Annotated in this window: 8 protein-coding genes; 2 read left to right on the forward strand and 6 right to left on the reverse strand. The window is 43.9% G+C overall.

Translation table 11 applies throughout. From position 1 onward, the window contains the following. Positions 1-122 precede the first annotated feature (122 nt). The 5 genes from IFU39_RS05040 to IFU39_RS05055 all read right to left on the reverse strand — a co-directional run bounded on the left by IFU39_RS05040 (position 123) and on the right by IFU39_RS05055 (position 8,394). On the reverse strand, positions 123-1,421 hold the full coding sequence (locus tag IFU39_RS05040; protein WP_091018934.1) for an NCS2 family permease: 1,299 nt from the start codon (positions 1,419-1,421) through the stop codon (positions 123-125). 363 nt (positions 1,422-1,784) lie between these two features. Further along, complete coding sequence (locus IFU39_RS32785) at positions 1,785-1,913, reverse strand: DUF6254 family protein (RefSeq protein ID WP_219845137.1); 129 nt, start codon at positions 1,911-1,913, stop codon at positions 1,785-1,787. 135 nt (positions 1,914-2,048) lie between these two features. Beyond that, a complete protein-coding gene (locus IFU39_RS05045) occupies positions 2,049-6,506 on the reverse strand; it encodes a carbohydrate binding domain-containing protein (protein ID WP_192131506.1) in 4,458 nt (1,485 codons plus the stop codon). 43 nt (positions 6,507-6,549) lie between these two features. Beyond that, positions 6,550-7,428 carry a carbohydrate ABC transporter permease gene (locus tag IFU39_RS05050; protein ID WP_017688354.1) on the reverse strand — a complete coding sequence of 293 codons (879 nt, stop codon included), beginning with the start codon at positions 7,426-7,428 and terminating at the stop codon, positions 6,550-6,552. Positions 7,429-7,443: 15 nt separating this feature from the next. After that, a complete protein-coding gene (locus tag IFU39_RS05055; protein WP_017688355.1) occupies positions 7,444-8,394 on the reverse strand; it encodes an ABC transporter permease in 951 nt (316 codons plus the stop codon). 146 nt (positions 8,395-8,540) lie between these two features. Here IFU39_RS05055 and IFU39_RS05060 point away from each other — a divergent pair, with 146 nt between their 5' ends. Further along, positions 8,541-10,250 (forward strand): sensor histidine kinase, encoded by a 1,710-nt coding sequence (locus IFU39_RS05060; protein ID WP_192131508.1) that lies wholly within the window; start codon positions 8,541-8,543, stop codon positions 10,248-10,250. Between the two features lie 11 nt (positions 10,251-10,261). Continuing rightward, a complete protein-coding gene (locus IFU39_RS05065; protein ID WP_017688357.1) occupies positions 10,262-11,902 on the forward strand; it encodes a response regulator in 1,641 nt (546 codons plus the stop codon). A gap of 153 nt (positions 11,903-12,055) precedes the next feature. Here IFU39_RS05065 and IFU39_RS05070 read toward each other — a convergent pair whose 3' ends face one another. Further along, positions 12,056-13,702: an extracellular solute-binding protein gene (locus IFU39_RS05070; protein ID WP_373419885.1), complete on the reverse strand. Its 1,647-nt coding sequence runs from the start codon at positions 13,700-13,702 to the stop codon at positions 12,056-12,058. Positions 13,703-13,889: the final 187 nt, after the last annotated feature.

Genomic DNA, 13,889 nt, shown 5'->3' on the forward strand with positions numbered 1-13,889 from the left:
ACATAGGTATAGTGTAACCATGGAAGATGTCCCCTTCGTGACGGGAATATGAACGGAGTATGAACTACAAAAAAAAAAGAGAGCTGCTTGTTGAGAGCAGTTCTCCATAGGATAAGACAGTTTTAGTGGTCCAGGAACACAAGCTGAATGAAGAACAATACCGCAAAAATGTAGAAGATTGGATGAACATCTTTACCTTTTCCGCGAAGCAGCTTAAGTACCGGATAAAAGATGAAGCCTACGCCGATGCCTGTCGCAATACTATGCGTCAATGGAGTAAGGATGATAATCAGGAAGGCAGGAAATGCTTCTTCGAGATCATCCCATTTGATTTTGCTGATAACGTTAATCATAAAGTATCCAACAATGATCAGTGCCGGAGAAGTGATCGCCGGAATGCTTGATATTACACTTACGATCGGTGTGAAGAACAAAGTCAGCGCAAGCAGCACACTTACCGTTACCGCTGTCAGTCCCGTTCTTCCTCCTGCGGCTACCCCTGTGCTGGACTCGATATAAGCTGATGTTGGGCTTGTTCCGAGCAAAGCGCCACTGGTTGTTCCTACGGCATCTGCCAATAATGCGCCACGCGAGCGTGGGAATTTACCATCCTTAAGCAATCCTGCTTGTTCAGCAACGCCGAGCATCGTGCCTGTCGTATCAAACAGCGTGATCAGCAGGAACGTAAATATGATTGTATACAAACCATTCGAGAATACCCCTGCCAGATCCAGTTGCAAAGCCGTTGAAGCGAGCCCATGCGGCATGGATACAATCGATTCCGGCATTTGGAATAGTCCCATGATCCAGGCAAGTATCGCTGTTACCACCATTCCGATGAACAGGTAACCTTTCACATTGTAAGCCATCAGCACAACGGTAATAATCAATCCGATAATAGTCAGATAAGCCATTGGCTCAGCCAAGTTTCCGATCGTAATCAAATTCGATTCTGAATCGGCAATAATCCCGGCATTTTGCAAACCTACCGTTGTAATAAACAATCCGATCCCTGCGGTTATGGCATGTTTTAAGCTAGCAGGAATTGCATCAAGCAACATGTAACGGAATGAAGTCAGTGATAAAATGATAAACAAAATCCCTGCTATAAATACGGCTCCCAGTGCAACCTGCCAAGATACGCCATATCCGGCAACTACGCTATAGGCAAAGAATGCATTCAGGCCCATACCCGGCGCGATGACGATTGGATAATTGGACCATATTCCCATAATCAGAGTTCCCACAATACTTGCCAGTACCGTTGCTATGAACACCCCGTTAAAGTCCATGCCTGTGCTGCTGAGTATTCCTGGGTTTACGATAACTATGTATACCATTGTGAAGAATGTTGTAACCCCTGCGATAATTTCTGTGGGGATGCTCGAGCCTCGTTCTTTAAGTTTGAACCATTTATCCATGGTAAAGCCAGCCTCCAACTTTCAAATTATACTCCAAAGCTAAAAACAAAAAATCCTAATCTTCATATAGGATTGTAATATTCTCGCTCCTATATTCGTTGTTAGGATTTAAAGATTCAACAGCTAAGCTCTAAACTAAACATAAAGATACTCATATCTGTTTTCAGCCTGAAGTCCATTTCGTATTCTAATTAAAATGACATGAAATGTCAATGAATTAACGATTTGTTCACAGTTATTTACGAACTATCCAGACGTTATATCTTGTGTTCATTCGTTTTTAGAATAGAGTATGTACGTATTGCTTAATATCTGCAATATATGAAGAAAGACTGCCAGCAATGTATACTGACAGTCTCTTGCTTAATTCGTAGTAGGTTTCTCTTCATATTCGCTGGATAATTCTTTAAGCGATTTGATTTTGCCATGGGGATGCTGTTCTTGCTTTCGTGACTTCCAGGCAGCTTCTTTTCGTTTCTTCTGGTCAGCCATAAAAGAGATCCTCCTCTGGAAACTGAGATGTATACTACTTCTTTATGATGTCATTCCTGGACAACTTTATTCTGCATGTATAGGTAATAAGAGAATTAGGCAAGCATATAAGACAATATATAGAGAATTCAGAAGTTAATTGGCAGGACCCAGATTAATCAAGCTGACATCGGACAAAGAGACAGTTGTGTTACCATCTTCTGCGCCATCGATGTTACCCAGATCAAATGAGATGCGAGTATTCGCATAGCTGGCTTCTGTTGCATCAAATGTAAACGTGAATTCCTGTTCTTCTGGAGTCAAATCAACTCGTGCCCCAAAGAAACCATGCCATTCATAGTTGGCAGCGGCATCGACCCATCCAACCCCCAAACCCAATTTCCTGGACTTCTCCGCTTTGGCTTTAAACGTTAATTTATATTTAAAACCTTGCTGTATGCCAAATCCTTCATTGATGACTTGACGATCCCATGGGTTCTGTCCAGCATTACCAATCTTGGCATGAAGCTGTTGATTGCTAACTTCCATCTCCAGATCAGCTGCATTACCATCCGCGTAGGTAAACCAGCTGTCTTTACCTTTGGAGAAGTCTCCATTGGGAATAAGGTTAACATGAGCTGGCTGACCTCCTTGATCTGCATTTGGATTAACTTCATATAACTGGACGTTATTGATGTGAATCGAGTGTTCACCTGTAGAGAGCGGATATCCTAATCCAAACGCAAGCATAGCTGCCGAATCGGAGGTATCCCCCATAGTGAAGGTGTAAGTATACGACTTTTGATCCGCAGTTAATTCCACTTCTTCTTCAAAATACTTCACAAAATCGCCTGCATTCTGTGAAAGAACCGCTTGCATGGATTTAGGACCTGAAGCAGATGCCTCGAAGGTAAGTCGGTACGTTTTGTTTGCATCCAGTTTGATCTGACCTTGTTGCAACAAAGCATCCCACCAATGTTCACTTGTACCAGGCAAATTAATCGTTAATCCTTCGCCCTCTTCATGTGAAGCTGTCAGATCATTAGGAATTAGCTCCCAATGATTCAGATCTGTTGCAAGCTGGGTGTTTTGAACTTTGTTTAGTGAGATATCCACCCAACGTGTATTATAATTTGCTCCTTCAAAATTCACATAATAGGATTTGCCTGCTGTCAAGTTGACCCCTAGGAAATACACCGTTTCGTATGTTTGCCATCCCCCCGTGTCTCCGAGATTCAGTTCGGATTGAGCAACGATTGTACCTTGTTCATCCTGAATGCTGAACCGTACTTCAGAATCACTTTTCCCACTGGCCATTCGGGCAGACAGTACATATTCCCCCTCTTGGGCCACATCAATTTTATATTGTAACAGATCTCCCTGATCCATGTAGCTGACGTGTTTGCCGCCTTCGACGGAGTCCTCCAGTTGCAAACCTTGCATCATCCAGGCTTCGGTTGCAGGGATATGTGCGTAGCCATTCACGGAGAGAGGTTTGCCACGTTTGGTCAGACGCACATTGTCCACATATACCTTGCCGTTGGAACTTCCGAATAACAGTCTAAGTTCGGATTGTGCGATTGCTGCCCCATCTCCAATGATGATCTCTCCGGTGAATGTTTTCATGTCTTGGTTTAAGGAGAGGTTTTGTCCTTGATGAACCTGTACCGTATGACCATTACTGCTGACAACATCAATGTCGAGGCTTCGCGGTGTGTCTGCCTTGGCATCTAAGGAGAAACCATACGTTGTATTCGCTTCCAACTTCAAATCCGGTTGGTTCACCGAAACTTGCTGTGGATCACCATTCGTTTGAGTAACATCAACAACTAGCTGACGCTCCATAATCGGGAATTTCGAAAAGTTATTTACACTTATATTGGCTGCAGCACTGTCCTGAATGCTGTTTGACCAGAATCCCAGACGCTCCTTGCCCTGATCGAATGTGCCATTGTAAATAAAGTTGCCATCAGGTAGTGCGTTTCGTTCGACAGTTAACGGATCAGCCTCACCCACCTCGATCAGTCTGACATTGGCAAACCAAACGGTTGTATCATCCAGCCCCAGATTAAATTCGAATCTGGCATTGTTATCCGTGCCATCCCGCATATTGAAGGTATAGTCATAGGATTGCCAATCTGTCGTGAGTGCAAAGGTGTTATCACCCGAATAATTGGTCCAACTTTTTTCAAATTGGTTCAGTTTGGACATGATTGTACGGTTAGCAGATGCTTTCGCATCAAATTGTATCTTGTACTTTTTGTTTTTCTTGATGTACATCGGCATCTGAGTCAGTTGAACCGAGTAGTTTTCAGTTCCTGATGCATCAATGGTAACTTCTGCTGCTTTACCTTTCTGCTCATCCGTTACAACTTTGACACTGCCAGCTCCATCAGCATTTGTGATGAATTTCCACTGAAGAGGCACTCCATTGTCTGCAGACCCTTCCGAAAAACGATCATTGTAGATTTGATTGCCATCGGCTTGTGGTTCACGTTGTTGTGCAGGCTCGATGGGATTTGTTGTTACATCAGGCCATGTGTCTAGATTTTTGTAAGAATATACTCGCACAAAATCAACATTCATCTTTTCGGAAGTGAAGTTGCTTTCAGGTGAGCCCGGCCAGTCTCCTCCAACTGCCAGATTCAGAATCAGATAGAATGGACGATCAAATGGTGCAGGGAACGTATAGTACTCGGGTTGGCCCGCAGCCTTCGTTTGCCAGTTGGTCACTTCATGATGCAGCTTTCCATCCACATAGAAACGAATCATACCCGGCAACCATTCCACCTGGAAATCGTGATAATCGTCAGCGAAAGTTTCTCCCTTCGGAAGAGTAAGGCTTCCCTGATCGTGTCCATGGGAGCCGTCAGGCTTCACACTGTCATAATGCAATGTGCTATATACCTTGTTATTACTCTCTTTGCCACCAATTAGCTCCATAATATCGATTTCTCCAGAGGCAGGCCATCCACCATAATGTGCTTCATCCGTTGGCATCATCCATATGGCAGGCCACATGCCCTTTTCAATAGGAAGCTTTGCACGTACAACTACTTTACCGTAGGTCCAGTCTCCTTTTCCCATAGAGATCAGTTTGCCAGAGCTGTAATCCTTACCATTTTTCGGACCCTTTTTTGCTTCAATTTGCAACACGCTTCGATTCTGATCTTTCGTAATGCGAGTGTTATCCGGGCTGTAATATTGCATTTCATTGTTATAAACGAGTCCTGTATCCTGCACGGTCCATTTGGAAGAATCAATCGCGGGCCCGTTGAACTCATCATTCCAGACCAGCTCCCATTGATCATGCGGAATCGTTGTTGCAGGAACCGGTTTTTCGCCCGCCGGATTGCTTGGTGTTGATGGTGTAGACGGTGATTGTCCGTCTGGAGAAGATGGTTTTGGTGTGCTTGTCAGATTTGTTGAACCACCAGGCTGCGATGAAACAGGTTGTTGAGCTTCACCCACCATGGATGTGCGCAATCCTTGTTTTACTTTTTCTCCGTTGATCACAACTTCATCGGCATCTACACTCAATTTGTTGATCGTACCTTTGGTATCCATTCGAGTCTGACTCGCTTCTGCATGGATATTCATGGAATCAATCAGGCTGTTTGAAGAGATCTCCAGAATGGATCTCTGCATTACATGCATCTCCTGAATGTTGCTTTCTTCCGTAATGGCAACTCTAACGGGCTCCCCACGTTTGTCAACGACTACTCGATTCAGCTTTGAGTTGCTAATGTTGATGGAATGACTTCCTCCGCCTTTAATGATGACACTTCCTGTGACAGTTACGCCCTGAAGAACAACAGATCCCTCGTCAATGCCTTCTGCCAGCAGCAGATTTCCATTAACAATCATATTTTTTAACGTGACATCCGTTGAATTAATAATCAAGTTGCCATCCACCCGGGACTCATAAATACCAGGAGCACTTTTCACATCTGCAATCATCTCCGACAACATTGCTGCCGTCTCTGCTCGTGTAATCGGGGATTTGGGATTTAATTTACCTTGGAAACCTTTAAGAATATTTTCGTTCACCATATAGGTAAGCGCTTTCTTTGCATAACTGGAAATATCATCTTCATCCTGAAATTCCAATTGTTCACTATCTTCATTTGTAGCCGCTGAAAGTTGAAAAGCTCGATCTACCATAACCGCTGCATCTTGGCGTGTAATCGGTTGTTGTGGTGACAGATGATCACGATCTGTTCCTTCGATGATGCCAGAACCATTCGCTCGTACCATCACGTCATAGTACCAATCGTCTGAAGTCACATCCACATATGAACCAGTCGCCGCATTACCAGTGAAACCAAAGGCTCGATCCAGAATCATCACGAATTCAGCTCGGCTAATGACCTGACTGGGCTTAAATGTACCGTCAGTATAACCTTTCAATAGATTCAAATCTTGCAACCGTGTAACTGCAGATTGTGACCAATGCCCAGTCAGGTCTGTATAGGGAACAGAGAAGTGCAGGCTTTTCGCCTGCACATTTCCCACCTCCGCTTGACCCTGTATACTTTCTGCTCCAACAGTTGCTGGATAAACGAGAGAAGCCATTAAACTCCATGCCACCATACATGCCAGTCCTTTTCTCATCCTTCTTCCTCCCTCAGCTCAGTTATCCTTGCATTTGCATAGCCTATTCCTTGACTGCTCCAATAACGATTCCCTTAACGAAGAAACGTTGTAAAAACGGGTATACCATCAGGATCGGAAGCGCGCCGATAAAGATCTGTGCTGCGCGTACGGTTCGCTGCGAGATATTCTCCAACATGGAAGGATCAACGTTGATTTTGCTGAGATCTTGCTGAACGATAATGGTCTGGAGCAGAGAAGCAAGTGGATAATTTTTAATATCAGACATATAGATCATGCCGTCGAACCAGGAGTTCCACTGGTAAACCATCGTAAATAAGGACAAAGTTGCGATAGCTGGAAGCGACAGTGGTACGTAGACCAGAATCAACGTTTTGATATGACCTGCTCCATCCAAGTAAGCTGCTTCTTCAAGTTCTTTGGGCAGTCCGCGGAAGAAGTTCATCATAAGAATAACGTTCCACACGGACAGTGCTCCAGGCAGAATAAGTGCCCAGATTGTATTCATCAAGCCAAGCTTCTGGATCAGAATGTAACTTGGAATCAAACCGCCGCTGAACAAAATGGTAAATACGAAAAACCACGTATATAAGGAGCGACCTTTAAAACTGATATCTTCCTTCGACAACGGAAATGCGGTTAAGAGCATGATGACCATACCAATGATCGTCGCAATTACAGTCCGTTTAAGTGATACGATCAAGGAGTTAATGAAGTTTGAATTCCCGAATGTTTTCACGTATGCGTCGGTAGTGAACCCGATGGGCCAGAAGGTAACCAGGTTTGATGATGCTGGCGCCATACTGCTGAATGAAACAGCCAATATATGAATAATTGGTAAAATGCAGAGTATCGATAATATCCCAAGAAAAGTATAGTTAGCGATGCTGAATATGCGGTATCCTTTTGTTTTATAATACAAGCCCTTTTCTCCTCTCTAGAAAACTCGATAATTAGCTAGTTTGTAAGCCATTCTGTAAGATATAACAATCAAAATGGTAGCAACCACAGATTTGAACAACCCTACTGCTGTGGCAAAACTCATCTTCCCGTTCAGAATCCCAAGTCGATATACAAAGGTGTCAATGATGTCGCCTTTGTCATACACAAGCGGATTGTACAAGTTGAACACCTGATCAAAACCGGCGTTCAAGATGTTGCCGATAGAGAGCGTCATCAATACAATTGTGATCGGCATCAATGCCGGAATCGTAATGTGCAGCGTCTGTTTAAATCGGTTGGCCCCATCCACCTCGGCAGCCTCGTAGAGTGCAGGATTAATTCCTGAGAGAGAAGCCAGAAATACAATCGTACCAAAACCAAATTCTTTCCACACATCACTGAGGATCAGCGTTATTCGGAACCATGTACCGTCCCCCAGGAAGAAGATCGGTTCTCCTCCAAAGGCTACGACAAGCTGGTTGACCATGCCGCCCTGAGGAGACAGGATATCGAGCAGAATACCACCGAGAATAACCCAAGATAGGAAATGCGGTAGATACACAAGCGTTTGACTTACTCTCTTGAATGCCGTCAAGCGCACTTCATTGAGCAAAATGGCAAACAGGAATGGAGCGAACAGTCCTGCGATGATTTTGAAAAATGCAATGACCAGTGTATTCCAGATCACCTGACCTACGTCTGGATATAAAAATAAATATCGGAAATTGTCCCAACCCACCCATTTGGATTCAGAAAATCCCAAGTATGGCTTGAAATCCTGAAAAGCAATTACAATGCCGCCCATCGGTATGTACTGAAACACCAGTGCCAGCAATACAGCTGGAATGAGCATCATATGCAAGGTCCAATTCCGTTGCATATTCCAGCGCTGTTTAACCCTGGTGGAGCGCCGTTTATGCGGCGTTTCTAACGTATGTTCCTTCACTCCTGCATCCCCCATGTTCTAAATTTTGTATTTTACAAGTCATCGTGAACTTGTATATTAAAATTATAGCAATGGAAATTTGTGATCTATATCCTAATATTGCAACAACGATATCAATATTTTAATAAGATTAAGGAGGTTGGACTTTGTTCACACGTTTGAATGTCTTTACCAAAATTACACTGTTGTTTGTGATGCTGCTTATTCTGGTGCTGTTTCTCTATACATACTCGAACCGGGAAAGCGTGCGTGTTATCGAACACGAGATTCAGAACAATACGATGAATCATCTATCGACATTTGCTGATTCAGTAGAATCCAACATTTACCAATTGTCATTGTATGGGATGTCTATTGGGCAAGATTCGAGTATTCAGGAATATCAACGCCCCGACTATAAGGACGTTCCCTATGAACGTGTGAAAGTTGGAAGTGCTATTCTGGAAAAGATGAATCTGTACAACGCAGCAAGCAAATGGCATTCGACCATCACACTCTACTTCCCAAGGATGCAAAAAGTGATATCAACGGATTATTATGCTTACATTCCTTACAGGGATGATGAATTTAAGGAGCCTCTCTCGCAATCCTGGACCTATGCCGACAATCAGTTTATCTGGTACACGACCGACCCAACGACAGCGATGGTGCAACCCGACAAAGCTCGATTAATTACCAAAATCAGTTTTCCAGTTCATCACTTAACTGCACTTCTTAATCAAAACAAGTTAAATAATAAAGGTGATCCATTCATGTTCCATCCCGATTATGGTTTAATCAGTAATAGCTCTGGAAAGGAAACGCTGAATGCCATACTGCCCTCTTTGAAAGGAGCAAAACTGCAAGCCAGTGGTGGATTCACCACAACGTTAAACAAAACGGAATATTACGTCTCCTATATTCAATCCAAGAGCCTCGGCTGGTATTATGTTGACTACGTGCCTATGCAGCAAATTTTGAAACCGATTACGAGCAGCCGGAATCTCTTTTACGCTTCAATTGCCGTTCTGATCGTGATGAGCGTTGTTGTATTATATACACTCTACCGAAGTGTGCAGCTTCCACTCTTACAGTTGGTGAAAGGGACGAATCGCTTGTCCACCGGGGATTTTTCCGTTCGGCTTCATCATTCTGCACGCAATGAGTTCAGCTTGTTATTTGCACGTTTCAACATCATGGCTCAACGAATTCAAGAATTAATCGAGAATGTATATGAGGAGAAATTACGAAGTCGGGAAGCCACGCTCAAACAGTTACAGTCGCAGATTAATCCGCATTTTCTATATAACTGCCTGTTCTATATCAAGAACATGGCCCGAATGAAAAATGAAAAGGCCGTGGTAGCCATGGCACTGAATCTGGGGGAGTATTACCGATACATAACCAGGTCCGAAAAGGATCAAGCCACGCTTCGTGAAGAGCTGACGATGGTCAAAAATTATTTGGAAATCCAGTCACTTCGTCTGGAACGAATGCATTTTACAATCGACGTGCCCCATGATATTTTAGATAAAACAGTTCCCAGACTAACCCTCCAGCCTATTATTGAGAACGCTATTATTCATGGTCTGGAGCCCAAATCGGTAGATGGTGAGATTAAAATCTATGCGGACTGCGAGGATGATGTGTACACAATTATCGTGGAGGACAGCGGGCTTGGCATGTCTGAGAAACAACTTGATCATCTGAGAGATAATCTTCTTAAACCGCTGGATGAGAATATGGGATGTGGTACATGGAATGTCCATCAACGTTTGTCTTTTCTATACGGTGAAGGATCTGGACTATCTTATGATCATTCTTCAATGGGTGGGATTAAAGTTAACATCACATGGCACGACAATACAGACAAGTAGGTGAACGACCCATGCTGCAAATATTACTAGTTGACGATGAACGTTCCGTCGTGGAAACGCTGGCAGAGACCATTCCGTGGGAAAGCTGCGGTATCGGTACAGTTCATGAAGCCTTATCCGGTGCAGTAGCGCTGGAAATTATGGACAACCACGACATTGACATTGTAATTACGGATATACGTATGCCCGAAATGTCAGGCATTGCACTGATTACAGCGATTCATGAAAAGTGGCCGCATGTGCAGACGATTCTGTTATCAGGTCACGCCGACTTTGAATATGCGAAACAGGCTATTGCTCAGGAAAGCTTTGATTACTTGCTGAAACCTGTTAGCGATGAAGATCTGATCGAATCCGTGCAGCGTCTTGTTCATCGAATTAAAGAAAAGTGGGAAACGGCAGCATCTCATCAAAGAGCCTTACACGCCTTTCAGGATCATCTGCCATTGCTTCAATCCACGATGCTGCATGAGTTGCTGACTGGAAAAGTCTATGATCAGAAGACGCTGGCAGACAAGCTTGATCTGCTGGAGCTTCCCTACTCCGTAGGAGAAGATCTCGGCATGCTGATTATCCGTATGGAGAAACATCTATCCGATATGGCACACGGCGACCTGGCCCTAATGGAATATGCGATATGTAATATCATAAGTGAAGTGATGCATAATCATTTTCATATCTGGCATACACGTGACGTGCACGATTACATTGTTGTTCTAGTTAGCATGAAGCATTCAACAACGATGAGTTACAGCAGGAGCGAGACGCCTCAGACATTGCTTGAGCAGTATGCTGCCCAGATTCAAACCAATGTTCAGTTATACCTGAAAGGTGCTATCTCCATTTCCGTCTCCAGTTGGGGCAAGTTCCCCCACGAAATTGGAGAACTCTATGAGCGAACGGTTATGTCCATGCGTAAACGGATGGGTCAGGTGCAAGGTTTGTTTGTCACCGCTTCCGATGAAACGGATGCCAACCCTCTACATACGATCAGGTCGCTGTATCAGCCACCAACGTTGATTAGCCTGCTCGAAGCTGGTCGCTTTGAGGATGTGGAACAGAAAATCGAACACATATTTGAGGAACTATTGCATTCCAATGAACATCATGATATTGCGGAGTCAACCTTCGAGGTGTATTTTGCTATTGCGGGTGCGTTTGCGTACATCATTCATAAAAATGGCAAACAAATCTCTTCTTTGATTCCAGCAGAGTCCTATCGTTACTTTCAAGCTCCCAGCTATTCCACTGCGCAGCAGCTACAGGACTGGTCCGTACGTACACTTCATTACATACGAGATGATGCCGAACAAGAGCTTAGAGACAATCACAGCACCATTGTACGCAGCGTGAAAAGTTTTGTCGACCTTCATCTGGCTGGAGATGTATCACTGCCTGCAATTGCTGACCATGTGCATCTGCACCCAGTGTACTTGTCCAAGGTATACAAGGCAGAGACAGGTGAAGCACTTACTGCATATGTGTACCGGTTAAGAATGGAGAAAGCAGCCTATCATTTGCGAACATCAACCGCCAAAGTGTTTGAGATTGCAGAACTTGTCGGTTACAACAATACCGCATATTTTATTCGAGTTTTCAAGAAATTTTATGATCTTACACCGCAGGAATATCGGGAAAATCTGCCGGTTTAAGATACTCAGGCCAGACTTGAGTTTCTAGTAATCTCTCCGGTTTCCCCTTCTCCATATCAAATACAAAAAGGCACTGCCGGAGATCTACTCCTGCAATGCCTTTTTGGTGCTTATGTGGCCGCGATGAATCAATTCAGCCAGCCCTGCGTCATCCTATTTTCCGCTTTTCACGGAATCATACCACTCGTTAACTTCTTTCGTGATCTGATCTCCACCTGAAGACTTCCACTTCTCAACAAATGAGTCGAACGCATCAACAGAGGTTTTGCCATATACAATTTGAGAGAAGGTATCCTTCTCCATCTTGGTCAAAATGTCATTGTTCATCTGCATCGTCATTGAAGGTGCACCGGTAAACATCTGATTGAACACGATATCCTTTTGATCCAAAACAATCTTGGCTGCATCAAGCATAGGTGTCGGTACACCTGATTTGATTTTTTTCTCAAATGGCGTTGTTGGTTCTTCACCACTTGCCAGCTTCGCGAGTGTTGTCATACTCAGATTCGGAATTCGCGCTCCATCAAAAGTCAAAGTGTACTTCTCGGGAGCATAACCACCCGTAAGACTTGCATCGGTTGATGGTTTCCCATCTACCATAACCCAATCGTATCCTTCCGCAAATCCATGCTCAAACTCATCGCCCTCTTTAGGATTCGCATAATGATCAAAGAGATAGTTCTGATAGGTGAAAAAGGCTTCCGGATTTTTCATGTCTTTGTTAATTAGAACTACGCCGTTTCCGTTCGACGTACCGTGTCTTCCTGCTTGACCGTTTGGACCGGAAGGAATGGGATACGCCTTGTATTCAGCCTCAGGATTGTTTTTCTTCACATCCTCCAGCGGCCAGGATGGCATCCAGTGAGGACCTACCACAATACCTGCTTTTCCGGCAGTAAATTCTTCAGCAGCTTTTGTCTCGTCATACACACCGGCTTCTTCCGGGATATAACCTTTGCTCATCCAGCTCTGTAATTTGGCCAAAGCCTGTTTTGCACCAGGTGTAACGGAACCGTATTCAAGTTTTCCGTCTGCCGTCAGATTCCATTGGTTTGGCATTGTACCATAAGCGCCAAATACCCACCCAGCTTCAGACATCCATGTGTTCAGCCAGTTCTTAAAGCCAATGGTGAGTCCGTAAGTGTCCTGCTTCCCATTGCCATCCGGATCTTGATTCGTAAACGTTTCCATAATGACTTCAAGATCATCTATCGTTTTAGGTGCTTCCAGATTAAATTTCTTCATCCAGTCTTCGCGGATCCACATGACAGGATCACCATTATAGGAATAGTCCAGAATCGGAATACCGATCTTTTTGCCATCTTGCATGTATGGATACCATACGGAAGGATCTTCGTTTACGGCTGCTTTCCATGTGTCGCTGGCATATTTGTCAAACAACTCGCCAGCATCGACAAATTTTCCGGACTCAATCAATTCACGCACCAGATTGAATTCGCCGCGATACGAAATAATGTCTGGCATGTCCGCATTGGAAGCAAGCGATAGACGTAGTTTCGTCTCAAATGCATTATTGGTAGAAGGAGATATCCACTGGTTTTTCAACTCAATCCCGAGTTTCTCCTTGGCCCATTTTGTATGGACGTTGTTATCCTGATCCTCGCCTGACTTAAACTTCACGTCTGGACCCCATGGTCGTAAATACGTAATGGATACTGGTGGATCATACTTCCCATTTTTGAGTTCCAACGTTGTCGCTGGTGTACTCGATTCTGTTTTCTTGTCGCTCCCGTTACTACACCCGCTCAAGGCTGCAGATAGGGCCAATACACCGATCATGACCAAACTGCCTACTCGTCTCTTTTTACTTGTGTCCAACTTCGTTCCCCCAGTCTATGTAATGTTGCTTACAGGTTAATCATAATGAATGTTTGATATTTATGCCCATACTAATATTGCAACATTTATTGCATTAATTTAGGATATTGGATATTGAATACATATATTGAATAAATACAATGCCTGA

The organism is Paenibacillus sp. CFBP 13594 (genome assembly GCF_014842675.1).
Classification (GTDB): Bacteria; Bacillota; Bacilli; order Paenibacillales; family Paenibacillaceae; genus Paenibacillus; species Paenibacillus amylolyticus_B.